22 protein-coding genes, 1 rRNA gene and 1 pseudogene are annotated in these 25,529 nt (G+C 39.7%); 19 read left to right on the top strand and 5 right to left on the bottom strand.

The genetic code is table 11. The features are described 5' to 3' along the window. The 5 genes from rrf to NLX78_RS00025 all read left to right on the top strand — a co-directional run. A 5S ribosomal RNA gene (rrf, locus tag NLX78_RS00005) occupies window positions 1–103 on the top strand; the annotation flags it as partial. A 2,480-nt stretch (window positions 104–2,583) separates the two neighbouring features. After that, window positions 2,584–2,901: a thioredoxin gene (gene trxA / locus NLX78_RS00010; protein WP_250267898.1), complete on the top strand. Its 318-nt coding sequence runs from the start codon at window positions 2,584–2,586 to the stop codon at window positions 2,899–2,901. 243 nt (window positions 2,902–3,144) lie between these two features. Further along, entirely contained in the window at window positions 3,145–3,810 is a 666-nt protein-coding gene (locus tag NLX78_RS00015) for an ArsR/SmtB family transcription factor (RefSeq protein ID WP_254326039.1), read from the top strand. 587 nt (window positions 3,811–4,397) lie between these two features. Then, the gene (locus tag NLX78_RS00020) at window positions 4,398–4,727 is read left to right on the top strand and encodes a thioredoxin family protein (protein ID WP_044647494.1); all 330 of its coding nucleotides are present in this window, start codon (window positions 4,398–4,400) and stop codon (window positions 4,725–4,727) included. Window positions 4,728–5,168: 441 nt separating this feature from the next. Then, a complete protein-coding gene (locus NLX78_RS00025; protein ID WP_254349311.1) occupies window positions 5,169–6,131 on the top strand; it encodes a zinc-binding dehydrogenase in 963 nt (320 codons plus the stop codon). Between the two features lie 127 nt (window positions 6,132–6,258). Here NLX78_RS00025 and NLX78_RS00030 read toward each other — a convergent pair whose 3' ends face one another. After that, window positions 6,259–7,227 carry a LacI family DNA-binding transcriptional regulator gene (locus NLX78_RS00030; protein ID WP_254349312.1) on the bottom strand — a complete coding sequence of 323 codons (969 nt, stop codon included), beginning with the start codon at window positions 7,225–7,227 and terminating at the stop codon, window positions 6,259–6,261. A 149-nt stretch (window positions 7,228–7,376) separates the two neighbouring features. Then, the gene (locus tag NLX78_RS00035; RefSeq protein WP_023988726.1) at window positions 7,377–8,045 is read right to left on the bottom strand and encodes an ArsR/SmtB family transcription factor; all 669 of its coding nucleotides are present in this window, start codon (window positions 8,043–8,045) and stop codon (window positions 7,377–7,379) included. A 544-nt stretch (window positions 8,046–8,589) separates the two neighbouring features. On the opposite strand from NLX78_RS00035, the gene trxB reads away from it, so the two are divergent. The 10 genes from trxB (at window position 8,590) to NLX78_RS00080 (ending at window position 15,946) form a co-directional block, all read left to right on the top strand. Continuing rightward, window positions 8,590–9,519: a thioredoxin-disulfide reductase gene (gene trxB / locus NLX78_RS00040; RefSeq protein ID WP_254349313.1), complete on the top strand. Its 930-nt coding sequence runs from the start codon at window positions 8,590–8,592 to the stop codon at window positions 9,517–9,519. A gap of 97 nt (window positions 9,520–9,616) precedes the next feature. Then, complete coding sequence (locus NLX78_RS00045) at window positions 9,617–10,105, top strand: OsmC family protein (protein WP_250261922.1); 489 nt, start codon at window positions 9,617–9,619, stop codon at window positions 10,103–10,105. A gap of 25 nt (window positions 10,106–10,130) precedes the next feature. Then, window positions 10,131–10,472, top strand: coding sequence for a thioredoxin family protein (locus NLX78_RS00050; protein ID WP_250261921.1), 342 nt, complete (start codon window positions 10,131–10,133; stop codon window positions 10,470–10,472). Window positions 10,473–10,614: 142 nt separating this feature from the next. Next, complete coding sequence (locus NLX78_RS26400; protein WP_302057229.1) at window positions 10,615–10,740, top strand: hypothetical protein; 126 nt, start codon at window positions 10,615–10,617, stop codon at window positions 10,738–10,740. A 296-nt stretch (window positions 10,741–11,036) separates the two neighbouring features. After that, window positions 11,037–12,098 carry an NADH:flavin oxidoreductase gene (locus NLX78_RS00055; protein WP_254349314.1) on the top strand — a complete coding sequence of 354 codons (1,062 nt, stop codon included), beginning with the start codon at window positions 11,037–11,039 and terminating at the stop codon, window positions 12,096–12,098. Window positions 12,099–12,523: 425 nt separating this feature from the next. Next, on the top strand, window positions 12,524–13,180 hold the full coding sequence (locus tag NLX78_RS00060) for a carboxymuconolactone decarboxylase family protein (protein ID WP_254349315.1): 657 nt from the start codon (window positions 12,524–12,526) through the stop codon (window positions 13,178–13,180). A 24-nt stretch (window positions 13,181–13,204) separates the two neighbouring features. Continuing rightward, entirely contained in the window at window positions 13,205–13,933 is a 729-nt protein-coding gene (locus NLX78_RS00065) for a DsbA family oxidoreductase (RefSeq protein ID WP_254349316.1), read from the top strand. A 62-nt stretch (window positions 13,934–13,995) separates the two neighbouring features. After that, on the top strand, window positions 13,996–14,511 hold the full coding sequence (locus tag NLX78_RS00070; RefSeq protein ID WP_254349317.1) for an OsmC family protein: 516 nt from the start codon (window positions 13,996–13,998) through the stop codon (window positions 14,509–14,511). 276 nt (window positions 14,512–14,787) lie between these two features. Then, complete coding sequence (locus NLX78_RS00075; protein ID WP_134910491.1) at window positions 14,788–15,045, top strand: YciI family protein; 258 nt, start codon at window positions 14,788–14,790, stop codon at window positions 15,043–15,045. Window positions 15,046–15,430: 385 nt separating this feature from the next. Next, window positions 15,431–15,946 (top strand): OsmC family protein, encoded by a 516-nt coding sequence (locus tag NLX78_RS00080; protein WP_250267909.1) that lies wholly within the window; start codon window positions 15,431–15,433, stop codon window positions 15,944–15,946. 302 nt (window positions 15,947–16,248) lie between these two features. Here NLX78_RS00080 and NLX78_RS00085 read toward each other — a convergent pair whose 3' ends face one another. After that, window positions 16,249–17,352, bottom strand: coding sequence for a GerAB/ArcD/ProY family transporter (locus NLX78_RS00085; RefSeq protein WP_254349532.1), 1,104 nt, complete (start codon window positions 17,350–17,352; stop codon window positions 16,249–16,251). 146 nt (window positions 17,353–17,498) lie between these two features. Then, window positions 17,499–17,765: pseudogene (locus NLX78_RS26635) on the bottom strand (spore germination protein); the annotation flags it as partial. 646 nt (window positions 17,766–18,411) lie between these two features. Between NLX78_RS26635 and NLX78_RS00090 the strand changes: the two are divergent. Next, window positions 18,412–19,380 (top strand): LacI family DNA-binding transcriptional regulator, encoded by a 969-nt coding sequence (locus tag NLX78_RS00090; RefSeq protein WP_250261914.1) that lies wholly within the window; start codon window positions 18,412–18,414, stop codon window positions 19,378–19,380. Between the two features lie 220 nt (window positions 19,381–19,600). Here NLX78_RS00090 and rpoN read toward each other — a convergent pair whose 3' ends face one another. Beyond that, window positions 19,601–20,983: an RNA polymerase factor sigma-54 gene (gene rpoN / locus NLX78_RS00095; RefSeq protein ID WP_254349318.1), complete on the bottom strand. Its 1,383-nt coding sequence runs from the start codon at window positions 20,981–20,983 to the stop codon at window positions 19,601–19,603. 274 nt (window positions 20,984–21,257) lie between these two features. Here rpoN and NLX78_RS00100 point away from each other — a divergent pair, with 274 nt between their 5' ends. From NLX78_RS00100 to NLX78_RS00110, 3 genes are all read left to right on the top strand, one after another. Beyond that, window positions 21,258–22,079, top strand: a complete 822-nt coding sequence (locus NLX78_RS00100; protein WP_254349319.1) for a Cof-type HAD-IIB family hydrolase — start codon at window positions 21,258–21,260, stop codon at window positions 22,077–22,079. A 49-nt stretch (window positions 22,080–22,128) separates the two neighbouring features. Then, entirely contained in the window at window positions 22,129–24,909 is a 2,781-nt protein-coding gene (locus NLX78_RS00105) for a sigma-54-dependent transcriptional regulator (protein WP_061831428.1), read from the top strand. A gap of 200 nt (window positions 24,910–25,109) precedes the next feature. Then, the gene (locus NLX78_RS00110; RefSeq protein WP_013309476.1) at window positions 25,110–25,529 is read left to right on the top strand and encodes a PTS sugar transporter subunit IIA; all 420 of its coding nucleotides are present in this window, start codon (window positions 25,110–25,112) and stop codon (window positions 25,527–25,529) included.

Below are 25,529 nucleotides of genomic sequence, written 5' to 3' on the forward strand. Positions count from 1 at the left end.
CGGAGGGGTTCCACACGTACCCATCCCGAACACGACCGTTAAGCCCTCCAGCGCCGATGGTACTTGGACCGCAGGGTGCTGGGAGAGTAGGACGTTGCCAAGCGCAATAAAAGAGCACAGCCTTACTGGCAGTGCTCTTTTTGTCTTTTTCGGAACTGAGTCGATATTAGAAAATGAAATTTAAGTTTAGTACTTTCTAAATATACAGTTATCTTAGCACCACTACTTCTGTATAGCATCCCAATGTCAATTAACTTCTAAGAGCCAACTGTTTATGTTTCGTTAGGAGAAATCGTTGGAGCAGGTGGTTCGAATTGGGGACTCTGGATTCTGGATTCTGATCAGAAGTGATAAAAAGATCGTTAGAGCGTTCCTCTTTGGAATTTTCATTTATTTGCAATAAAATCATAGATTACACTTCCAAGAAATACAGATATTAATGTTACCACCAACGTTAACGTTAGTATTATGTTTACCGCTATTGGAGTGGCTTACCTGCCAAATAGGATAGCTTCTTGTAACTTGGCCAATCCTAATTCTGTCACTGTAATAATCCTAGTTCTTGAATCAATTGTACTTTGTACGACGTCAACGAAACTGCTTTTTTAAGATGTTCACATTCCGAGTAACCGTAGTTTGATTAAGAAGCATGGCTTCTCCTAATTTACTTATTGTAATGTCTTTTATTATTGAGGATGTTAACTGGCATAGAATATTGTGTGATTTTTAAGCAAGTACAAGACAGTAACTTATTATATACTGAATAACTACCCTTGTCGTTTTTCTAAGATTTGAACAAAAGCATGATTGCAGTAAAAGATATAGACGAGACAAATGGCCACTTAATTAAAGCATTTGATATTTTATAGTCGCAGCTGATAATGACGTTGTTTATTTCATTGTCCCTTTTAGAAAGCATTACTTTGTTTCTTTGTTTTGATAAAATCTCAATTTGTTGTATAGAAACAGTGGGTTTATCCTAGCTCATGTTATAATTTTCTCAAAATTCATGATATAAAAACAGCCTATTTTAGGCTGTCAGAGTGTCGAGAAAGTCCAGAGGACTTTTCGACAATTCTATTTTTATATGGGGAGACGCATCTTTTAAAACAAAAATCGATTTAAAACGATCTGAGGACCCTAGTTTTTAGACCACTAAGACAGTTTTAAACCCCCTGCAAAAAAACAGGGGGTTTCTCGACAGCCTGACAGCCTATTTTAGGCTGTTTTTGTCTCAATTGAAGTTATAACTCACAAGACTATTTATATCATCTAAATGAGACAGGCAATATCCCCGAAAACCCAGTGAAATCGGGAATTAAGGCTAAGTAAACACAAAATTATCTGTTAATGATTAATCTAAGTGTTCTTAGTTTATGGTGAAAAAGGATAGCCTATTTTTTATAACAAGAAGTGAGACAAACATTATTTGAAGGAAAAATCACCTTTGCTCGGCTAAAATTTTGTTATAACATTTTTAGCTACAGGACAATCAAATATCTAACCTAAATAGTCCCGTTAAAAAGGGGCTTTTTTACTTTATGTATAGCAGGTGAAATGACCGTTTCAAGAAAAAGGTTGCACTCATTCAAATCTCATCATTGCTATTTGGAGAATGCATCTTTGGTACTTAGGCTTTAATTTACCCGAGGTATTTAGATAATTAGCAGACCTGTTTATACATTGTAATTTTTAAGTTGGGACGAAACGATCTCATCAGTTTTTTTATTTTGTTGATTAATTTCCAAGAAATATTAGATTGAAATCATATGTCTATTTCCTTGTCTAAATGGGAATACTGATTCTAAAATAGAACGGAGGAGATTAAGATTAATTATAAAGATATATATAATTTACATATTCAGCTTCTTGATGTATATGAGAGGAATCAAACGTTTCGCCATCCTTATCAAAAGGATATTAATTTTTATAAACGACAGCTTAACTTTTTTTGTGAAAATATCGTACAAAAGATTTTCGTTTTAAACCAACTAATAAAGATTTATGAGAAGAATAGAGAGCCTCAAATTAATTGGTGCTCAGAGACTTATTATTCAAAACAACATGGAGATATTAAAAAAACAAATTGAGAGATGAAAAGACCAGCGAGTGGTTCAGTTCATCGTAATTGAAACATAGATCTGCATTAAATAAACAGACAAGCCAAAGCTAAAATATTCGAGAAAAGCAAAACACAGATGAGTTCCAAGTTTGGGATTCGACTCTGTGATTTTTTTCTTATTTCACGAGCAAAATAATGTTTGAATGAGAAGAAGGATTTTATTTAATCTTTGCAGTTATATGGAGTGGATTACTTGAGTTTAAAGGCGCACTCCCTAGTTAATCAAAATCTTAAATAAGTTGAATCTTTAGCCGGTGATCTAATTCAAAAGATCTTCGGCTTTTTTGTTTAAAAGCAAATTAGACGTAGTTCAAAACGGGGCAAATAATACAAGAAAAATACTGGTGCCGTATAAATGAACTTAACTTCATAGATATTAAAAAGTTGACTTAATTCGATTTCAAAAGTATAATTCAATTAATCGATTGAATAATTGATAATAATTAAGGGGGATTCTATTTATGGGAGCAGTATCTTTAACAAAACAGAATTTTGAATCGAACATTAACAGCGGAGTGACACTAGTCGATTTTTGGGCACCATGGTGTCCACCTTGTCAAGTGCAACTTCCGATCGTAAATGAGCTAGCTGATGATCTGGCTGGACAAGCAACAGTAGCCAAAGTCAACGTTGATGAAGAAATCGAATTGGCTCAACAATTTGGAGTTAGAAGTATTCCTACGCTACTCTTATTTAAAGATGGTAAATTGGCTGAGACAATGGTGGGGATTGAGCAAAAGCAGGCTCTTAGAGAAAAAATTCTAGGAATGCTTAATTAACAGAGTATTCAACAAATCCATTTTTGTAATAATCATTGAAATACATGTGAAGAGAACGACGGATTTGGATTTTTCTGAACCGTCGTTTTTTCAATTTATTAAGTGAATTCTTAAAGCTAGAACCAAAATGAACGGAAAGTAAATGTTGGATTGCTATTTTATATTTGGACATACTAGTGAGTGATTCGCATGCAGGAAGGCATACCCGAAAATCTAAGGTATTGCAACAAAGAGGAGGTTCCAATGGAAAGTAGATGTCCTGAATCGGATATTAAAGAACGTTTATATCAGCAATTTGCTCGAATTGGGAAATGTTTATCCAGTGACAAAAGACTTGAGATTATGGATCTCTTATCAAACGGACCAAAATCTGTTGAAAGTTTGGCTACACAAACTGGTATGAGTGTTGCGAATGTATCCCGTCACTTACAAATTTTGCTGGAAGCAAAATTAGTTAGATTTCAAAAAAAAGGTACTTTCGTTATATATAATATTAGTGATTTATCTGTAACTCATTTTTTGTCCTCTTTATGGAATTTGTGTGAGGACAGACTCTCTGACATAAAACAGATTAAAGATGAGTTGAAAAGGCAATATGTAGGTGTTCAAAGTATCACAAAAAAAGAACTATTGGCAAAAATGAAGCAGGATAACATGGTTCTCATAGATCTCCGACCAGTTGAGGAGTATAAAACATCTCATATCCCAGGTGCTATATCTGTTCCTTTAGAGCAGTTGGAAGAATACCTAAAAACATTAAATAAAGCTGATGTAGAACTTGCTGCATACTGTCGGGGCCCTTATTGTTCTCTTGCATCTCAAGCTGTTGATTTTATTCAAAAACAGGGCTTCACAGCGTATCGAATAGAAGAAGGAGCCCGAGAGTGGAATGCTTACGATGGAGAATGAGGAATGAAATTTAAATAAAAGATGCAAGTGAAAAATATAGTGCTTTTAACATTTAAAGTTGGATTTAGAGAGTTGATAAAACTGAAATTTAATCATTAAATTCAACTGTTCTATTGATTTTAATGATTCGACTTAATATGACAGAACGGAATAGATATAGGATAATTTACTGGCTAATTCAACATTTTCGCTTCCTTGCGGTGTAAGATGTTATCTTTATAATCAAACAAAATCAGGTGCCTGTTTATATTAAATGGATTGACATTAAGAGATAGTTCCGATTTTGAAAAATAGCATTTCAGGAATCCACAATGTCTTCCTAGGGCGATTGCCGTTTGTTTGGGGAAAAGATTTGTCTCCAAAAGATAGCGTAATTATATTGACCGATTAATATTTTAAAGGAAAAAAAGCGGCACGTATTTTACCAAAACAGGGATTTCATGATTTGTATTTATTAGTTATTAGTAGATCCAGTATCTCAATTAATTGAATGGAGTCAGAAAAGTAAATTAGAACAAAACTGCATTGAATAATATTGGATCTGGAGCCATTCAGTTCCGAATAACATACAGTAAGGCGGGAGATTAATGATAAATGTCCAAGAAATAACTTCAGTGAATGAAATAGATACGTTTATCCAAAATAACCGATTAAGTATGCTATATGTATCTCAAGAGGATTGTAATGTATGTCATGCAATTTATCCCAAACTAAAAGAATTACTCAACAACTATCCAGAAATAAAACTTGCGCATATAGATGCTAGTCAGGTAGAGGCGGTTGCAGGCAAATTATTGATTTTTACAGTTCCCACGATCATCTTATTTTTTGATCAAAAGGAATATCTTCGTGAAGGACGGTTTGTTCAGTTTGAACAATTAGAAGCACGATTAGAACAGTTGTACAATGCGGTATAAATTCTAAGGTAATATCAACATGAAAATAAAACTATTTAATACGATGGAGAAAAGAATGAAGAACCCCGTGATTATTATTGGTGCTGGCTTAAGTGACCTGCGAGCACTGCTATATCCGAAGATCGTATTCCACTTCAAAATTTTCCGCATTACGGACCTATACCTGCATCTGGGGAATGGAAAAATAAATTGCCTTTGCTGGAACAGAAGCAAGTGCAGAATTTGGTGACATCTTGAAGGTGCACTTCAGTCAGCTGAACTAGTAGTCTCAAAAATCATCAATCAGATAACAAAAATACAAAACTTACAAGAAGTTGCAACGAATCTATTCATCCGTAATGAAAATAATAAACTCTAATATTCAATTAATTAATTTAATAATAGACCCATTTAAACTATACTAATGGAGTACCACTATTTTAAAACTAAGGAGGTTTATTCATGAAGAAAATGAAAGCCATGCAAATTGCAGCTGCAGGAGAAAAAATGCAGTTAGTTGAGGTACCGGTTCCGCAGCCGGCAGAAGGGCAAGTATTGCTCCGCGTTGAAGCTTGCGGTGTATGTAATGGAGACTCGATGGCCATTGGCGGTGGTGCGTCAGCGTATCCTCGCATTCCTGGACATGAAGTGGTTGGAATCGTTGATGAGCTTGGAGCAGGCTCATCAAAGTGGAAAATTGGAGAACGTGTCGGCATTGGATGGCATGGGGGACATAGCCATGTGACCGGATTAACAATGGACGGTGGATATGCTGAATACATGGTTGCTTATGAGGATAGTTTGTCCAGTATTCCAAATGAAATTTCGGCAATGGAAGCTGCTCCACTAATGTGTGCTGGAGAAACGACCTTTAGTGCCATCAAAAATAGTAAAGCTCGCCCTGGTGATCTAGTAGCGATTCAGGGGATTGGTGGACTGGGACATCTTGCCGTGCAGTTTGCAAGCAAAGCCGGATATCGCACCGTGGCTATTTCACGAGGAAATGATAAAGAAGCTCTCGTACGTGAACTTGGAGCCCATCACTACATTGATTCGACCAAAGAAGATCCGGCTGAGGCATTACAAGCATTAGGCGGTGCTAAAGTCATCCTGGCAACTGCACCTAACGCGAAGGCCGTTTCCTCTCTGATCAACGGGTTGGGTCAAGACAGCGAGCTCATCATTGTGGCAACTTCCACTGATCCACTAGAATTGTCAGCGATGGACTTTTTGAAAGGATCTAACACGGTCAAAGGTACGTTAACAGGCGGAGCGGAAGAAATCCAAGCGACGATTAATTTCAGTGTGCTGACGGATATTCGCCCCATGATTGAGTCATATCCATTAGATCGTGCTAGCGAAGCATACGATAAAATGATGTCAGCATCGACTCGATTCCGTGCTGTCCTGAATATTTCTGAGTGATTATATAATTACATGGGTGGGTAGCCTACGACTCACGGGTTAAAAGAACCACTTGTTCAATTTGGACAAGTGTTTTTTTAATGTACTGTAGGATTTACCATATGCCAGTAATACTAAAGATACTGCGTTATGTCGAACTTCGCTCAACTAACTTGTATGTTAAAGTGTTTAGCCTGTTTTTGGTGTTATTCAACTTATTTTGCAAAATAAGAAATGCATTCTCAGCTTGCTGGTCGATAGGATAGTCAATCGTTGTCAAATCGAGCAAGTGAGCCACCTCTGTATTATCGAAGCCCATAATCCCCAAATCTCCCGGAATGGAAAATCTCAATCGACGCAGGGCTGTCATAAGACCAGCTGCCACTTCATCATTGGCACAAAAAATAGCATCAGGTCGGTCTTCCTGCGATACCCACCATTTAGCAAGCTCCTCCCCATCACGAACTAAAGTTTTATCTTCGAAATGAGGAAATGGATACGCCATGAGATTGTGTTTCTTAACGAATTCTGTATGGGCACGAATGCGTTCCTTTGTATTCAGTCCTTTGGACATCGGATATATGCTAAGTATTTTTCGGTAACCTTTGGAATGAAGATATTCAAGACCTGTCGAATAGGCATGAAATTGATCCATAAAGACAGAAGGAAGATTCTCGTTTTGAAGACGTTGCCATATAACAATGGGGCCATACCGGGCATAGGATTCAATGACATCCCATTCATTGGACCGTATCAAACACACGATAGCATCTAATTGCTTCCGTTTTAGCATTTCCAGGGCAATAAGCTCCTTTTCAGGTTCTCCATTCGTGATAAAAAGAGTGACGATAAATCCGTTTTTCTCAGCATAAAGAGTGAATGCACGAACAAAATTAATAATAATGGGACTAAAGGAGACCGTCATTATTCCAATCTGACGAGTTTTACCTTTTTTTAGAGAGATCGCATTAGCATTGGGGACATAATCAAGCTCCTCGATAATTTCTAAAACTTTTTGTCTGGTTAAATCACTTACGTAGCCGTGTTTATTAATTACTCGTGATACAGTTGCTGTGGATACTCCCGCTAAGCGAGCAATTTCTTGAATATTCGCCACTTCTAACCACCTCTTAAGAGAAATCATATAATGTTTCCTAAGTTTGTCTTAACTAAAAAGGACTTCAGAGCCTAATAATATTGGCCTTGAAGTCTTTTAGTTAAGAATTGGAGAAATTAATTGTTATTCGTCTGTTCTTAGAAGTCAGCTTAATGTAACTGAAAATGTTCTTGCCACTCATTCAAGCCCTCTTCCATGCGAAAAGCCGTAAAGCCTTCAGATTGTAATTTCTGCGTCGCCAGAGCTGAGTAGACACACAGTGGACCTCTACAATATGCGATGATTTCTGTGTTTTTCGGTATCTCTCTTATTAGTGCATCTAATTCTTCCATCGGCACTGAAATTGCTCCCGCAATATGATCCATGTCATACTCTTCTTTAGGACGTAAATCCACCAAAATTATTGAATCATTATTAATCTTCTCCCTAACCTCATCCATCGTAAGCGTTTGAACGTCATCAAGATTGTTTAGGAAATCGTCTTTCATTCTACTAATGTCAGGAAGTTGTTTTTCACTGATTCGCCATAAAGAGGAAAGAAATTCGATGATTTCTGGATCAGCCAAAGAATAGATCACATATACTCCTTTTTTTGTGAATTTAACCAGTTTTGCATCGAGCAGAACTTGAAGGTGGCGAGATACATTCGCAATATTCATGTCTGTGCAGGTAGCTATTTTTTCTACGGTTCTAGAACCATTGGATAGCACATTTAAGATCTCAAGACGCTTATCACTGGATAAACATTTTCCGATTCTAGCCAATTGTTTATAGAGATCTTCCTTAAAGATTTTCGCAGAGTTCAGCATATCTTCCATTATTCTCAACCTCTATTCTTGTCGTATTATAAAACGGGAATCCCCAATTCCAATCATGCATAGGAGAAGCCTTAGAATACACCTTAAACTATAATCCATAACTGAAGAATCATAATGAGGAAATTATATACTCAAAAATTGACTTTACTCATGAAATTGGCTCTTGTTCATTCAATTGAATATTAAAATTTTAACATGAACAACCCGAGTGGAGTCAAGTCAAAAGGATATAACTTGATAAAATTTATAAGAATACCCTATTTAGAAAGTTAAAAAGAAAGCCTTAAATTCTGGTTTACTCCAAATGAAACATAAACTCTCACAAAAAAAGTTGACACTGCCATTGCGCTCTGTCAGCTTTTTTCATTATGCAAAGATTAGTCAAACATCCGCCCCTTTCTACAATGTGTGTCTCATTCGTAGTCATTTTCCATCCTTGTATTGACGAGCAGATTTCCTAATGCTATAATTCAATTAATCAATTGAATATTAAAAAATATGGTTATAAACAACTGTAAAAAATATCGAATTTGGAGGGATGAATATGTATAAATCTGTAATTGTTGGAACTGGTCCAGCAGGACTGACCGCAGCGATCTACCTGGCTCGTGCTAATATGAATCCGCTCGTCATTGAAGGACTTGAACCAGGAGGACAGCTTACAACAACAACTGAAATTGAGAATTATCCTGGATTTCCAGAAGGCATCATGGGCCCCAAATTAATGGATAATATGCGTAAACAAGCGGAACGCTTCGGGGCTACATTTCTTAATGGTTGGGTAAAGACGGTAGATTTGGAAAAACGGCCGTTTAAACTGGAAGTGGAGGGCAAAGGTGAAATCATTACTGAGACTCTGATCATTTCAACCGATGCCAGTGCGAAATATTTAGGAATACCAGGCGAAACAGAAAATGTAGGCCGGGGAGTTAGTACTTGTGCCACTTGTGATGGTTTTTTCTTTCGAAATAAGGAACTCATTGTAGTGGGTGGAGGCGATACTGCATTGGAAGAAGCAAACTTTCTAACACGATTCGCTTCCAAAGTTACTGTGGTGCATCGTCGAGAAGAACTGAGAGCCTCAAAAATTATGCAAGATCGCGCTCGTTCAAACCCAAAAATTGAGTGGGCTTTAAGCAGGACCCCACTTGAAGTTGTTGCGGAAGAGCGTGGAGTGACAGGATTGAAAGTCCGGAACCATATCTCAGGCGAAGAGGAAATCCTACATGCACATGGTGTATTTGTAGCCATCGGCCATCATCCGAATACGGACTTTTTAAATGGTCAAATTGAAACGGATCAGAACGGCTATATCGTTACAGTACCCGGCACATCAATGACAAATATTTCAGGTGTGTTTGCTTGTGGAGATGTACAGGATACTCGCTATCGTCAAGCTATTACTGCAGCAGGGACTGGAGCCATGGCGGCCATGGATAGCGAAAAGTTTATCGATTCTTTGGAAAATAATTAAAACGTCGTAACCGAATAGAACGTTTTGAAGTTTCTCGGAATCTAAGGATTTTAGTGACAAGTACAAGTATTGAAAATATGGAAAGGAGCATTTTAAAATGCCGAATCAAAAAGTGAATATGAATACGGTTTGGTTCAAAGACGCGAAAGGTTTTGGTCGTATGAAAGGCGACAATTTACAAACCCAAATTGCTATCCCTGTTATGAAAGGCGGAAGTGGAGAAGGTGCTAATCCACAACAACTCCTGATGTCCTCTGCCATTGCTTGTTATGCTCTGACACTAGCGTACATGCTCGATCGCAAGAAAGTACCCGTTGTCGGGTTCTTTATGGACACAGAAGGGGACATAGCTAGAGGGGAACAACTGAGCATTACACATCGTCCGCATGTTGTTTTATCCTCGGGTGCATCAAAAGAAGATATCACTGTGGTCGAAGCATTATTCTTACAAGCAGAAGAAAAATGCCACATTGGTCAGCTGCTTGTCAAAGCAGGTGTGCCGGTAGGTACCGAAGGTAAGGTATCGATTGATGCTGGAGATGATCTGACAAGTAACTATATTGAACAACATCAATTGGAATGGTAACTCCATTAAAAAAGGAGATCTTAAAATGAAAAAAATTACCTTTAAATCAGAATTTGATACAGCTATCCGTTCCCCCAAAATTACAGTTGCTGTTTTTAAAGCAGACTGGTGCCCGGACTGCAAATTTATTGATCCATTCATGCCTGAAGTTGAAGAAAAATTTGCGAATGATCTGGATCTCATCGAGGTGGATGTAGATCATGTAGGTACTGTAAGTGAAGAACAAAATATTATGGGTATTCCAAGCTTTGTTGCCTATGTCGACGGTAAAGAGCTTACTCGATATGTCAACAAGCTTCGTAAATCACGCGAAGAGATAGAGGATTTTCTGCAAAGTGCTGTTGAGGTATATAACAAACGTTTATAAGGGATTTTTCGCTATTTCGTATCAATATAGAAACTACTCGAAGAAGCCACGTTTACCTCAAAAAGCAATTTGGCATAAAGAACGGTACGACACCAACTTAGAAGGCCTCATTAAAGAATATGATCAAACGATCTCTAACTACATGGATAAACGTACAAATGGAAAAGAAACAAGAGGTTGGAGTCAAGAAATATCCTCCTTCTATAACCACATTTATTATCTTGAAGTGAGAAGAATGTTGGAGCAGCAAGGATTTGGTTTCAAGTAATTTCATTGATGGAAGAGTGTTTTCCCAAATTACATGAAAATCAATGTCTTAGGTAAAACAAGCCCTAAGCCGAAGATGGAGCCAATTTGGATATCTGCTTTAATGGAGGAAAGCTGCCCTATTTAACAGGCTTCTGTGGTGGTGCAGCCATAACTTGGTTCTCAGTTCATTTTATAAACGTTAGAATGAGAGTCTTTTTATATGCACTGTTAGGGATTAGATAAGTTGATTTAATTGTTGCTAATATATGAAGTCTACGTTATAGAATGACAATAATAAAACTTGGAGGTTTTTTTGTGAATAATTTTCAATCTGTTGAAGCTCTTTTTAAACCATTCGAAATGGGAAATCTCAAACTATCTAATCGTATTATAATGGCACCTATGACTCGAAATTTTTCTCCAAATGGAGTGCCAGGGGGGGATGTCGCTGCGTATTATCGTCGTAGAGCTGAAAATGGTGTTGGACTTATTCTGACAGAGGGTACATTTATCAACCATCCTGATGTTGCATCCGAGGTGCCAGCATGGCAGGAGGACGTACCACACTTATACGGAGAAGAGGCGCTAAATGGATGGTCAGAAGTAGTTAATGGTGTCCACGAAGTCGGTGGAAAAATTTTCTCGCAAATATGGCACATGGGTGCACGTGGTAACGTCAATGATTACTCTAAACAAGAAATTTCGGAATTAGTTGAAGCCTTCGTGCAGGCAGCAGTCAATGCTAAAAAAGTTGGGTTTGATGGCATCGAGATTATGGCGGCACATGGATTTTTAATTGATCAATTCTTTTGGGAAAAAACAAACTCGCGTAACGATGAATACGGTGGTGATATTGTCAATCGTACGCGCTTTGCTAGTGAGGTTATCGCAGCTTGCCGAGTTGCTGTTGGACCAGAATTTCCAATTGTGTTGCGAATCTCACAGTGGAAATATGATGCGTATACAGCAAAATTAGTAGAAACTCCAGAACAACTAGAACACTTCTTAACACCATTAGTTGATGCAGGCGTTGACATCTTTCATGCCTCTATTCGTCGTTTTTGGGAACCGGCTTTTGAAGGATCTGACTTGAATCTTTCAGGATGGATAAAAAAACTGACAGGGAAACCAACAATTACAGTTGGATCTGTCGGTCTTGACGCTGATTTTTTGGATTTCTTTGATAACGGAGAAAATGCGAATGGAAAAACAACCCAAATAGAGGGGCTAATCGAGAGATTAGAACGTGGAGAATTCGATTTGATCGCAGTCGGGCGCGCATTATTGGCTGACCCTGACTGGGTAAACAAAATCCGCGATGGACGAACAGAAGAATTACTTCCGTTTACGCGTGAGGCACTAAACACATTATATTAAACGGAGTTTGAAAAATAACGAAGAACCTATATCGATTTGAAATGCACCCACTAGAATACATTAGATAAACCCCAGGGTTTAACCAATGTATTCTAAGGGTTCATTTTTTTTTATGGCTATTTTCATCCCTATTTTAGAAGGCTGAATTTATATAAAAGATTCATAAATATCTGGTTATTCATGGTTTCCAAGGTGTTCCACTCTTCACATAAAAAGTACTTGACTTAAATGCCTATGTATTCTATAATTCAATTAATCAATTGAATAATGTCTTCTTGTTTTCGATTAAAAGGAGGCATTTAAAGAGAGAAACTTTTTGATTCAATCGTAGGATCTATGAAAAACGTAAGTAAGGAAAAAATTCTGAGCGTGATGAATTAAAGCTCAGAGTACACTAAAATTTCTAATGAATAGAGGGGTTTTCTATGAGTCATCAAGACAGTTTATTTAAAAAATCGAATTTTAAACGTATTGGAGAATTTAACTCGGTTTCTCCAGAGATTTTCAAGGCGTTTGTAGCCTTTGAAAAGTTAGCATTGGCTGAAGGGAAACTTACAGCAAAATACAAGGAACTAATTGCAATTGCTATAGCCCACACCACGGGATGCCCTTATTGTATTGAGGTTCATGTAAAACAAGCTAAGAAACATGGTGTTTCAAAAGAGGAAATGGCAGAAGCTATAATGGTTGCCACCGCGCTCAAGGCAGGTTCGGCGATGGCTCATGGCGTAAATGCTTTAAATGCGTATGATGGTACCGATGACGACGAGTTATACCGTGCATCTTATATTAATAGACTACGGGAGTTTACCCAATTAAGTGATTCGTTCAAATCCTTTGCTTCTTTTGATCAGCAAGCGTTGAAAGCCAGCATACTCAGTACCAAGGAAAAAGAATTGATTGCGGTTGCGGTTGCCCATACCACTGGGTGTCCATATTGCATTGATATTCATACGAAAGCAGCCAAAAAAGCCGGAGCAACCAAAGAAGAACTGGCTGAGTCGATTATGGTAGCTACTGCTTTAAAAGCTGGTTCCGCTCTTGCTCATGGAGTAAATGCACTGGTTGCATTTGACGAATAACTAAAACTGAGAAGGGGTAGAAACATGAAAATTGAAATCTGGTCTGACATTGCATGTCCATTCTGCTATATTGGTAAACAAAATCTGGAGCGAGCCTTAGATGGATTACCGCATAAAGATGAAATAAGTATTGAATACAAAAGCTTTGAGCTTGATCCGGGAGCTTCTTCGTATGATGGAACAAGTTTTGTAGAAAAATTAACCCCTAAATTTGGCGGAAGAGAACAAGCAAAAGAGTTTCTTAGCCACTTAACTCAACAAGCCAAGAACGTGGGATTATCCTTTCAATTAGATAGTCTTAAACCCACCAATACACTGGATGCTCATCGTTTATTAAAATGGGCAAAAACGAATGGCAAAGAAACAACGTTGAATGAAAAATTACTTATTGCACATTTCACTGAATCAAGGGATGTAGGAGATTATGATACACTGGCCGATATTGCAGAAACGGTTGGATTAAACAGAAAAGAAGTCCTCGAAGTATTAAAAAATAAGGATCTCTATAAAGATCAAGTACGAAAAGATCAAGATGAAGCTCGTAGAGTTGGGATTAGCGGGGTACCGTTCTTTATATTCAACCAAAAATATGCAGTTTCAGGGGCACAGCCGACAGAATCTTTTTCTCAAGTGTTGGAGAAAGCTTGGGAAGAAGAGCATCCGTCAGCTAAGTTTGAAATTCTTTCTGATGAAACCTCTAGTGAAGGACTATGTACTGATGAAGGGTGTGCGATCCCGCCTAAAAAGTCATAAAGGACAAGCCAGGATCCAATTAAATTGGTCTATGAAAAATATAAAATAGAGGAGTCCTAAATATGAGTAAAATGAACGGTGTAGATGTGAATATGCTCGGAAGCTTGGCAGAAAATTATAAGGAAAATCCCGAGGATGCGATTACAAGTTTTGCTTCTACAGTAAAATGGAAAGATGGGTTTTACTCGGAGGCCGAGGTTGGGGACTATAAGCCGGTACCCATTGATGAACCAGAGTGGCTATCCGGAACTGGAAAAGGGCCTAATCCCGTTGAGCTTTTGTTAAGTGCACTTGGCGCTTGTGTAGGTGTTGGATTCATTGCAACAGCTAGTGGTATGGGGATTAAAGTAAATTCGTTGGACGTTGATGTTACTGGCGAAATAGATCTGAACGTTTTCTTTGGCTTAAAAGAGGGGAATTCTGGCTTTGATGAAATAAACGTTCGTTTCAATGTGGACAGTGACGCAGATGAAGCGCAGGTTGAAAAGTTGATTGCAAAAGCCATAGAAATATCACCTGTGAGAAACACCATTGAAAGAAACGTTAAAGTGACTTCGGAGTATACACTCCACAGTTAAAACGTAAGCGTCAAACCCAGTACACCTGTAAACCCAACACCAGTTATGAGATCATAGGCATATCTTAACTCAAGGAGATTTGCCAGATGACCAAAGCAGAACGACACCAGCAGTAATGGACGGAGCGCATCACGGACTATCGAGCCAGTGGCCTCACTGTATGAAAAACGTGAAGATCACGAAATTGTGTACTAATTCAAAAGATTCGTGCTATTAAGAATATAAAGGCTTCATAGACTTGGTAATCTATTTTTCATTCACTTAAGGAGTGGTACAATGGCACATTACGCAGCAATCTTGCACATAGTTGACCCGGGAAAAAGACAAGAGTTACATCCTAAGCACCTGGAATTTTTGAACAAAATGAAGGAACAGGGGAAAATTTATGCCATGGGACCTTTTGTTGATGGGGCCGGCGGTCTAGTCATTTACGTTGCAGATTCATTGGAAGAGGCACAGGCGATGGTTGAAAAAGACCCGTATGTGTCGGAAAAAGCGCTTCGCTTGGAACTTCATGAGTGGAAAATGGTATAAATGAATATACATTTCTCTTTTAGGTTTCGTTTAAAGCCATCAACGCTACTATAATATCAAGAGGCCCCCAGTATAGGGAGCCTCTTTTTTGGGTGCACCTCACAGCGCATCATTAGGTGGTTCAAATCCACCGGGTAACTTTACCCTTTAAAGTGCCGTAGCCAAAGCAGACATCCGGCAACCCAAGGTTTCGGATGGGCAGGGTGGAGAAAGTTTGGGAAGAAGAGCATCCGGTAGCTAAGTTTGAAATTCTTTCTGATGAAACCTCTAGTGAAGGACTATGTACTGATGAAGGGTGTGCGATCCCGCCTAAAAAGTCATAAAGGACAAGCCAGGATCCAATTAAATTGGTCTATGAAAAATATAAAATAGAGGAGTCCTAAATATGAGTAAAATGAACGGTGTAGATGTGAATATGCTCGGAAGCTTGGCAGAAAATTATAAGGAAAATCCCGAGGATGCGATTACAAGTTTTGCTTCTACAGTAAAATGGAAAGATGGGTTTTACTCGGAGGCCGAGGTTGGGGACTATAAGCCGGTACCCATTGATGAACCAGAGTGGCTATCCGGAACTGGAAAAGGGCCTAATCCCGTTGAGCTTTTGTTAAGTGCACTTGGTGCTTGTGTAGGTGTTGGATTCATTGCAACAGCTAGTGGTATGGGGATTAAAGTAAATTCGTTGGACGTTGATGTTACTGGCGAAATAGATCTGAACGTTTTCTTTGGCTTAAAAGAGGGGAATTCTGGCTTTGATGAAATAAACGTTCGTTTCAATGTGGACAGTGACGCAGATGAAGCGCAGGTTGAAAAGTTGATTGCAAAAGCCATAGAAATATCACCTGTGAGAAACACCATTGAAAGAAACGTTAAAGTGACTTCGATGTATACACTTCACAGTTAATACCATGTATACTTGATTGTTTTGCTAGAAAAGTAGACATTATGCGAGGAACACATAGCATAATGTCTACTTTTTTATAATTTTAGGATCAGGGTGCTTTCGTTTTCCCTTGTGGCTAAGGACATGTGTGCTCCCTTTTTTTGCCAAACGCCCTGCATACGTCAGTAGTTAGTATTTTAAAACAGCCGACAGGCCGATGTACGAACTATTCTACAGTGGGAGTGAAGAAAATAGATTTGCTGCTCCAGCAGCCGACTTGATCTAAGTAGAATGAAGCAAGCAGTAAAGATGGGATAGGTCGTCTACACATTTTGCTTCATTCCCTTCTTTCTGATCACGAACACGATGGAGAGAAGTACCGGAACCAGAAAAAACAAAATGATTCCCATGTATTCGACCGCACCGCTAAGGCTAAACACGTCCATCATACTGAGAGGAGTCATTGTGGAGATAAAGATAATCGGAATTAAGCCAAAAATCGCATAACGATATTTAAGACCGAATACCTGTGAGATTCCTAAGGATGCATTGAAGAAAAAACTGCAAAAATTACAAAACATTTGCATCATCCAGATCACCAGCAGCGGAAACTCCAGACGTTCAAAAAGAAATCCGGGGATTTCAAAACTGCGTATTAAATTAATGGTGGGCCAAGTACTTGTCACAGTGGAGTCCGTCGATAACCCGCCGATCACCATAACTACGGTCAGAAAGTACAAAACCCAAGGGATACTGATCCCCACTACCATGGCCTTAAATGCTTTTTCAGGGTGCTGCAGAAAAGCGACTAGTGTCATGACGACTTCGCATCCAGCATAAACAAGAATAGTCGATTTTAGTCCCTTGATGATAGGTAAAATCCCGTCACTCAATACGGGACGAAGATGATCAATTTCAAATATCCTTAAACTAAAGACAAAACAGAAGAGCAGAAAAAAGAGACTAATCGGAAGTACAATCTGGTATAGCCGAGCGATGGGGTTAATACCTCCAAAAACCAAATAACCTCCTACCCAAATAAATGGAATCACAATCGCCCAGATGGGTGTGCCTTCAAGCAGATAAAACATCGTCACTTCAGCAAAAACCCGAATCTCGAGGCCAGCGATGATTAAAAAATATATAATCAATAATACACTTAAAAATCCTCCTGGGATGATGCCCACGATTTTTCTGGAGTATTGATACACGGTGTTTCCAGGAAACTGTTGACTTAATTTCACCATCAGCCAAACGACTAATATGACAATACATCCACCGATGAGGACAGAAAGCCATCCATCAGGAGTCTGTACCTTTTCAGTTACATTTCTCGGCAGTGTCAAAATCCCAGCCCCCAATACGGTATTGGTCAGGAATACAGCGGCCTGCTTCGTTGTGATCTTATCATCAGAGCGTGTAAACACCATAGCTCCTCCTTCGTCTTAGCATCATGGCTTACGTTTGCTTTGCTGCGTTTTCATCATAATAGGTCTTCTTTTCATCAGAGATATAGGAGCTTAGGAATACAAAAATTCCAGTTACTTATACTTTCCTGTTGTTCCTGTTAGGGTTGCTGATCTTTAAACATCAAAAATCTGCAATACCTGCTTGTTCATAATCTCTTCATCCTGCATACCTTCTATGAAGACTAACACGGACCGTGCATTTCTTCACCACAAACTCACGAAAATGCACATCACTATTTTCACCTATAGCCTCACGAATTGTCTTTAAGTCGGAATCATAATTCCCTGTAATCTAAAGGGGTAATCAACGCGAGAGCGGCCTGAAATAATGTAACCCACCTCGGAATATAAGGAATTATTTTAGACCACATGATGATCACCTCTAAACGTTTCAATTCATTTCCCAATAAGAACCAAGTTGTTCGTAAAGTATTCCTAATAAAGGTTGTATTTACACATGAGTCGGAAAAATCCGTTCCTAAATTGCAAAAGATCTGTAAAGACTTATGAGTAGGTTCATTTTCGAATGGAACTCCTACGAATGATATTATTTGTTTTTAGTGTAGTGATCGCTAACTAGTATTGGGCATGGAGACGGAGAATTGAGATAAGCATTTTCCCTCAATTTTAGACGTGTAAGTTTCCAATTAAGGTGCAACAGATAAATGACATTTTACAATACAGTCTATATAAGAAGTGACAAATGATAATACAGAAAGTGTCATTTTCATAGTACAGAAAGTGGCGTTTATAGGCTGTATTAATGACAAAACTAATTACAGCCGACAGGGAGAATGTTTATTTTATTGTTTTTTAGAACTTGACCCTAAGGATAGAGATGAATATGAACAGATGTAGAGGACAAGGACGTATACCTAATGGAATCCGCGCTGGTGCTTCAGCCCGGTAAGGAAGATAAAGAGCTTCAGCGAAAAAAGAGCATCAACAAAATTGAAACGTTTCCATCTTAGTGTTATTATAATTTTCATAAAGAGAGATAGGGGGAGGGAGATGCCGATGCCAAGTATTAAAGATGTAGCTAGCTTAGCTGGCGTAGCTGTAGGAACTGTATCCCGAGTTATTAACAACTCGGGCTCTGTAAAACCAGATACACGCAGAAAAGTGGAGGAAGCTATACAAGAACTGAATTATTTTCCTAATGAAGTCGCTCGAAATTTCAAGATGAGGAAATCCAAGATGGTAGCCTTGCTGCTTCCAAGTATCTGGCATCCTTTTTTTTCTGAACTGGCTTATTACATTGAGGATGAGTTGGATCGGGAAGGCTTTAAGCTCATGTTGTGTAATAGCGGCGGCAAGCCCGAAAAAGAACTGTATTATCTGGATATGCTACGGCAAAACAAAGTGGCTGGTATTGTCGGCATTACTTACAATGATATAGAAAATAGCGTAAGCAATGACATTCCGATTGTAAGTATTGATAGGCACTTCAACAAAAAAATTACTTGTGTGACCTCCGATAATTATGAGGGAGGGCGTCTGGCTTTGAGGGAGCTTGTTAAAGTGGGAGCCCAGAAACCGGCTTTTATGGGAAGTGTCACTTCCGTTTTCAGTGAAACCATGAATCGGAGAAAAGGTTTCATTCAAGAGGCGCAAACATTGGGAGTCGATTATGTAATCTACGAGAAGCCCGACCCTATAGTGGACGACGATGCCTATTTTAACGAGTTCCTAAATGAGCATCGCGATGTGGACGGCATTTTTGCTATTACTGATATGTTAGCCGCCAACTATATAGAAAGAGCACGCAGGGAGGGCATTCGCGTTCCAGAGGATGTAAAGGTTATCGGCTACGACGGGATTCAGGACCATCCTTATTTTCATCCGATATTGTCTACAATCAGGCAGCCAGTGGAGGAGATGGCACGTATGACAATCAGACTGCTTTATAAGAAAATCGAAGGTGAAACTTTAGATCAGCAAGTGTATCGTCTCCCCGTTGTCTTCAAGCAAGGCGAAACTACATGATTTTATTGTAAAAATATTAGCTCATTCGGTCGATTCATAGTATGGATCTACTAACTGATGTTTTTCTCACAGCAAATTGGAAGCGTTTCAAAAGTGAAAACAGCCTAGTTCAAGAAAGGAGGTGTAATGGTGAATTCAAGAACTAGCGAGTCGGATCATTCAGGATCAAGCCAAATCGAAAAATATGGAACCGGATCAAACGCGACTATTCCTTAAACATTCAAACTTCAAACTTTTTTCTTTTGGCAGAAGAAAGATATCTCAGTTCTTCCCGGTATTTCGCCACGGTTCTGCGTGATAGATGCAAACCTTCCTTTCCCAGCAGGGTAGTAATAGCCTGATCCGATAACGGTTTTTGCTTGTCCTCATCATCTATCAAATTTTTAATACGCTTTTTTGCACTCTCCGATGAAGCAGCATCTCCGTCCGCTGACGTCAAGGAGGAAGTAAAGAAAAATTTGAGCTCGAACAATCCGCGAGGCGTCTGTATAAATTTATTACTGACCGCCCTGCTGACCGTGGATTCGTGTAAGCCCGTCTTATCGGCAATCTCCTTTTGGGTAATTGGTTTGAGGAAATACACGCCATGCTCAAAAAAATCCTGCTGCTTTTCCACAATGGCCTTGGCAACCCGTAGAAGGGTCAGCCGACGTTGCTTCAGGCTATTGATCAGCCATTTTGCCGTATTCATCTTCTCATGGATAAAACGTTTGGTTTCACTATTCGGTAGATCCTGCATCATTTGCCGGTAAAAAGGGTTGATCTCAACCCGCGGCGCACTAATGTCATTAATCAGGACAAGATATTCCCCGTTGGCTTTTTCGACCGTGATATCTGCTATGATGTATTGCTGCTCTTTATGAGCAAATGCTGCGCCCGGGCATGGATTTAGCTTGCGAATTCGATCGGCCATCTGTATAACCTCTTGCCTACCGATTTCAAGAGCATCCGCAATTTTTTGTATCCGATTGTTCGCCAGATCGGCCAGATGGTTGCTTACCATTCTGACTATGCATTCATCATCCATGCCAGCAAGCTGGAGCTGGAGAAGAAGACATTCTTCCAAGCTGTAAGAGGCGATCCCCGGTGGATCAAAACTCTGTATCACCAAGAGCATATCCTCAATTTCGGCTATGGGAACGTCCAATAGTGAGGCGACCGTTGGAACATCAAGTTCTAAATATCCCATTTCGTTCAAATTCCCAATGAGGTACCGTGCCACCATACGCTGTGAATTTGTAAGCCCACATACCAGTCCAAGCTGCCTGTTCAGATGTTCAAACAGGGTATCATTCGGATTGGGGACAAAATCCAGAAATATAACGGGATTTGCTCGCTCGACCGATGGATATTTTTCTCCGCCACGATAATGTTCAAGCAGATCTCCTTGATCTTTCTGTGAAAACCGCTCTGCTTCTTCTTTGATACTGCCTATGGACATATTAAACTCCGGCAAATCAATGACTGGATTATTGTTCGCCTGTTCATGCAGAAAGGATATTAAATCAGCCGAAAAATATTGCAAGATCGTGATTGCTTGTCGCAATTCGGGCGTCATAACCAGCTTGAATCCTTGTTCCTGTTGTAATCCATATCGTATCATTGACTTATTAAAACTCCTTTTCCATAAATTTCCGGTACAAATTCACAGTCAGTCATTTATGAAAGATCTACTTCTCTAAGCCTATGCAATTCTCCTGCCTAGATGTTAACGTTACCGAGTAATTTTATCTGATAGAAACGATTCATAAACAAGCCAAAGATTGTCGTAATAAGTAACAGTTATTATGTGTGTTGTATTTTTGGTTATATACACTATCTTTCTTGTATACTCATTCATTGAATAACAAAATACACTGGAGCTGGAGGAATCATTTATGGAAACTTATAAAATTGTCTGCATTGATATTGACGGGACGCTGCTTAACTCGGCGCATCAAATCACGGAAGCAACCAAAGAAACCATTCTCCAGGTTATAAATGATAAGCAGATTCCAGTGGTTCTTGTCTCTGCGCGAATGCCAAAAGCAATTATTCCATTGCAGAATCATCTTGGTATTTCTGAGCCTCTCATATGCTACAGTGGGGCACTTGTTATAGATAAACACGGGAACAAGCTGAACACCCGTTATATAGATAAGAAAATGACACAGTGTTTGCTTGACAGCCTGGCTGCCTATGATCTTCACGTAAGCCTGTATAAGGATGATGAGTGGTATATTGAGCAATTGGATGCATGGGCGCTTCAAGAACGTGACATCACCAATATCGAGCCTCGCATTTATAGTTTTTCTAAGCTTACCAATGGTTGGAGGGAAGAGACTGATGGAACCAGTAAAATTTTGTGCATGGGTGATCCCGAAGAGATCAGACGCGTCCTTCAAGTATTGCGACCCGTATACGGCGAAGAAGTAAATCTCTACTTATCCAAGCCTACTTATCTGGAAATCATGTCAAAAAAGGCTTCCAAAACGGCAGCCATTCAAATTCTGCTAAAAGAGTACCAACTGAAACAAAGCGATTGTCTGGCTATGGGTGACAACTACAATGATATCGACATGCTGGCCTTTGCGGGACTTGGCATTGCCATGGAAAATGCTCCCCTTGAGGTCAAAGCTGCTGCCAACACCGTTACTCTCTCGAATGACGAGGATGGAGTAGCTCATGCGCTGAAAAACCATATTCTGTTCCCTAAATAAGCGGGTTGGAATAAATTTCCAATGACTGATTCAGGCTGGAGGAATACAGGTGAAAAGAATAGATAAGATTTTAGAGTATATTGCCGAAAGCACCAAGAAAATTTCCAAAGAGGCTTTATTTGCGGGGGAAGGGATTACGGCTGCGGAAATTGCTGATGATCAAAAGATGTTGAGAAACAATGTGAGCAAAGAGTTGAATAATCTGCTGCGTGACGATCTAATCCTTAAAATCAAAGGAAGACCGGTCAGATTTCTGCACAAGCAGATTATCGAGGACACCTTTCAGGTTCGGCTGAAAGAGAAACAAATTGAGGTCAAAAGCATCAAAGAGGTATTGCTGCCTGACGAACAGGTCGATCCGTTCCATGCTTTGATCGGTTTCAGGGGCAGCATGCGTAACCAGGTTGAGCAGGGGAAGGCAGCGATTCTGTATCCTCCTAGAGGTCTGCATACCCTGATAGTCGGGCAGACGGGTGTTGGAAAAACTATGTTTGCCAGGTTGATGTACCATTATGGCAAATATATGAAGCGGTTTTCAGAGCATGCGCCATTTATCGTTTTTAACTGCGCTGATTATTTCAATAACCCCCACTTGTTACTTTCCCACATCTTTGGTCACGTTAAAGGGGCGTTTACAGGCGCTGATCATGAAAAAGCAGGGCTGGTGGAGAAAGCTGACGGAGGCATCCTGTTTTTGGATGAGATTCACCGTTTACCCCCGGAAGGCCAGGAAATGATTTTCTATTTCATGGATACTCACACCTATAACAAATTGGGCGAAACGGATCGAAAAAGAGATGCGAGTGTGTTATTGATTGGAGCTACGACGGAAGATCCCGGATCATCCATGCTGAAAACCTTCATTAGGCGCATACCCATCACGATCAATATCCCTTCCCTTCAGGAACGTGCTATTGAGGAGCAAATGCTGATTTTGAAGTATTTGTTTGCTAACGAGGCCAATAGGGTAAACAAGCCGATTAGGATTGAACCAGAGGTAGTAAGAGCACTGATCGGCAGCGTCACCTACGGCAATATCGGCCAGTTAAAGTCGAACATCCAGCTGGTATGCGCTAAAGGTTTTTTAAACAGCATACATGAAAACAAAGAAGAAATAGGACTTGATTTTAAAAACCTGCCGGGAAATATCCGAGATGGTTTGTTTAATATTGATAAAACGCAATATAAGATGAAGGAAATCGGATGTATTTCCTCGTGCCTATACATTACTCCAGAAGGAAGAAAAGCTTTGGATGAAGAGGTTGTTTCCGAGCTGCCGTTTAACCTTTACAAATTAATTGAAGACAAGATTGGCATGCTGAAGGAAGAAGGGCTCGACGACGCCTACATCCACAGATTTATTGCTACGGATGTCAATATCCATATTAAAAGCTTTTATAACCGTTTTTATAACACCAAGGGGAGCAGGGAACGAATTCTGAAAATTGTGGACAAAGACATCCTTGAATTCTCCGAGCAGATTAAGGAAATGGCCAAAAAGGAACTAAACCGAATTTACAGCGAGAGATTCGTGTATGCTTTCAGTCTTCATTTAAGCGCCTTTTTCAAGCGCACCAGAGAGAGAAAATACGGTGATGCACGAATCTATGAACCGATGAATGAACATGATGAAGAGTACAGACTGGCCCAGACTATCAAAAGTTTGATCGAGTCTAAGTTTGGTGTACATGTACCGGAGGCCGAAATAACTTATATGGCGATTCTTCTGAAATCTGTTGAGGAAGAACGACAGGGTAGTGTGGGAATTATTGTGGCAGCACACGGTACCAGTACAGCGAGCAGCATCGTCGGCGTCGTAGACAGCTTGCTGGGCAGTTCTAATCTTTGTGCTGTTGATATGCCCCTCGATGTCAGTCCTAGGGAAATTTTGGAGCTTATTATCGATAAAGTAAAGAGCATTGACCGTGGTAGAGGCGTGTTGCTGCTGGTTGATATGGGCTCTTTGCTCAATCTTGAAGAAACTATTATGGAACGTGTTGGAATCAATGTAAAGACTATTGATATGGTTTCAACTCCGCTCACGCTGGAGGCTGTCCGAAAGGCCAGTGTTTTTGACATGGGGATAGAGGAAATATACCAATCGCTAAAAGATTTCAGGGGATATAACAATAGCAGCGCCGCAGTGAAAGTAGTCCATAAGGCAATTGTGACGGTTTGCTCCTCCGGCAAAGGTGCAGCGGTCAAATTGAAAGAGTTTGTAGAGAAAGTTGTCTGCGATTTGACGGATGAGGAGATACTGGTTGTCCCGGCAAACGTAAGAGAGTTGGATAAAGTGGTCCAGGATATGCGGTCTAAGCGAACCATTCTTGCCGTGATTGGAGTAAAACGGCCAAGCGAGCCGGAAATCCCATTTATTCCCTTGGAAAAGCTGATTGAAGCGAGCGGTGAGCAGACATTGAGAGAGCTACTGCTGAATAACAAGCAGATCCCTGCTGTGGATCAAAGTGTAGTCGTCAGGGAGTTATGCGAGGAAAGTCTGAAAGAATTTATGACGTATTTGAATCCCCACAAAATTCTGGGAATGGTGATGAGATTTGTGCAAGAGCTGGAACTTGGATTAGAAGTCAAATTTGATTATGCAACAAAAGTCCAAATTTCTACTCACACAGCTTATGCGCTGGAACGTATGGTTATTCGCGATGGACTTGTTTATCAGGGGGAAGTGAAACAGCTCGACCAGCACATATTCGAGGTGGTAAACCGTTCATGCAGCATATTTGTTTCTGGTATGAATCTTATACTTTCTGAAGACGAAAAATATTATATTTGCGAAATGTTGAGCGAAGTATATAACTTTATTCCACAGTAATGGCCAAAGAGTATAAAACGCTTTCATATGTGTATGAAAGCAGTGGAGATTGATAAATAATGATCTGTTCAGACTGGAAAAAAACCTCCGACGCAACGGGGGTTTTTTTGTTGTTTACAAAATTTCTTCTGATCTATACAGAAGTTTGGCACAGAACTTGCATCATAGATATGTGGAGAGAAAAAAAGGGGGTGAGACAGATGATCGGTGTAATTGTTGGGACACACGGGAAATTTTCTGAAGAAATACTGAGGTCAACAGAAATGGTTTTCGGCCAATTGGATAATGTGGCAGGTGTTACGTTTGAACCAGGTGAAAGTGTCAGCGGACTTGTAGAGAAATATAAGGCTGCGTTGGCATCGCTGGATTGGACGGACGGTGTTATCTTCCTTGTTGATCTATTCGGCGGCAGTCCTTATAATGCTGCCAGCCGAATTGCAGTTAACCATGAAAAAATGGATATTGTGACAGGAGTAAACCTGCCAATGATCGTTGACCTTCTTGCAAACAGAGGAATTGAACAAGTGGAGAATTTGGTAAATTTAGCGATCCATGCAGGGCACGATTCCATGATGTCTTTTCGTGCCATTCGAAACAGTCAATTAGAGGAGGAATTATAG

It is taken from the genome of Paenibacillus sp. Lou8.1 (genome assembly GCF_024213565.1).
Taxonomy (GTDB): Bacteria; Bacillota; Bacilli; order Paenibacillales; family Paenibacillaceae; genus Paenibacillus; species Paenibacillus polymyxa_B.

Bases quoted from the DNA above. Each gene is read 5' to 3' on its own strand.
- trxA (WP_250267898.1), top strand. From the start codon at position 2,584: ATGGGAGCAGTATCTTTAACAAAACAGAATTTTGAATCGAACATTAAC.
- NLX78_RS00015 (WP_254326039.1), top strand. From the start codon at position 3,145: ATGGAAAGTAGATGTCCTGAATCGGATATTAAAGAACGTTTATATCAG.
- NLX78_RS00020 (WP_044647494.1), top strand. From the start codon at position 4,398: ATGATAAATGTCCAAGAAATAACTTCAGTGAATGAAATAGATACGTTT.
- NLX78_RS00025 (WP_254349311.1), top strand. From the start codon at position 5,169: ATGAAGAAAATGAAAGCCATGCAAATTGCAGCTGCAGGAGAAAAAATG.
- NLX78_RS00035 (WP_023988726.1), bottom strand. From the start codon at position 8,045: ATGGAAGATATGCTGAACTCTGCGAAAATCTTTAAGGAAGATCTCTAT.
- trxB (WP_254349313.1), top strand. From the start codon at position 8,590: ATGTATAAATCTGTAATTGTTGGAACTGGTCCAGCAGGACTGACCGCA.
- NLX78_RS00045 (WP_250261922.1), top strand. From the start codon at position 9,617: ATGCCGAATCAAAAAGTGAATATGAATACGGTTTGGTTCAAAGACGCG.
- NLX78_RS00050 (WP_250261921.1), top strand. From the start codon at position 10,131: ATGAAAAAAATTACCTTTAAATCAGAATTTGATACAGCTATCCGTTCC.
- NLX78_RS26400 (WP_302057229.1), top strand. From the start codon at position 10,615: ATGGATAAACGTACAAATGGAAAAGAAACAAGAGGTTGGAGTCAAGAA.
- NLX78_RS00060 (WP_254349315.1), top strand. From the start codon at position 12,524: ATGAGTCATCAAGACAGTTTATTTAAAAAATCGAATTTTAAACGTATT.
- NLX78_RS00065 (WP_254349316.1), top strand. From the start codon at position 13,205: ATGAAAATTGAAATCTGGTCTGACATTGCATGTCCATTCTGCTATATT.
- NLX78_RS00070 (WP_254349317.1), top strand. From the start codon at position 13,996: ATGAGTAAAATGAACGGTGTAGATGTGAATATGCTCGGAAGCTTGGCA.
- NLX78_RS00075 (WP_134910491.1), top strand. From the start codon at position 14,788: ATGGCACATTACGCAGCAATCTTGCACATAGTTGACCCGGGAAAAAGA.
- NLX78_RS00080 (WP_250267909.1), top strand. From the start codon at position 15,431: ATGAGTAAAATGAACGGTGTAGATGTGAATATGCTCGGAAGCTTGGCA.
- NLX78_RS00090 (WP_250261914.1), top strand. From the start codon at position 18,412: ATGCCAAGTATTAAAGATGTAGCTAGCTTAGCTGGCGTAGCTGTAGGA.
- rpoN (WP_254349318.1), bottom strand. From the start codon at position 20,983: ATGATACGATATGGATTACAACAGGAACAAGGATTCAAGCTGGTTATG.
- NLX78_RS00100 (WP_254349319.1), top strand. From the start codon at position 21,258: ATGGAAACTTATAAAATTGTCTGCATTGATATTGACGGGACGCTGCTT.
- NLX78_RS00110 (WP_013309476.1), top strand. From the start codon at position 25,110: ATGATCGGTGTAATTGTTGGGACACACGGGAAATTTTCTGAAGAAATA.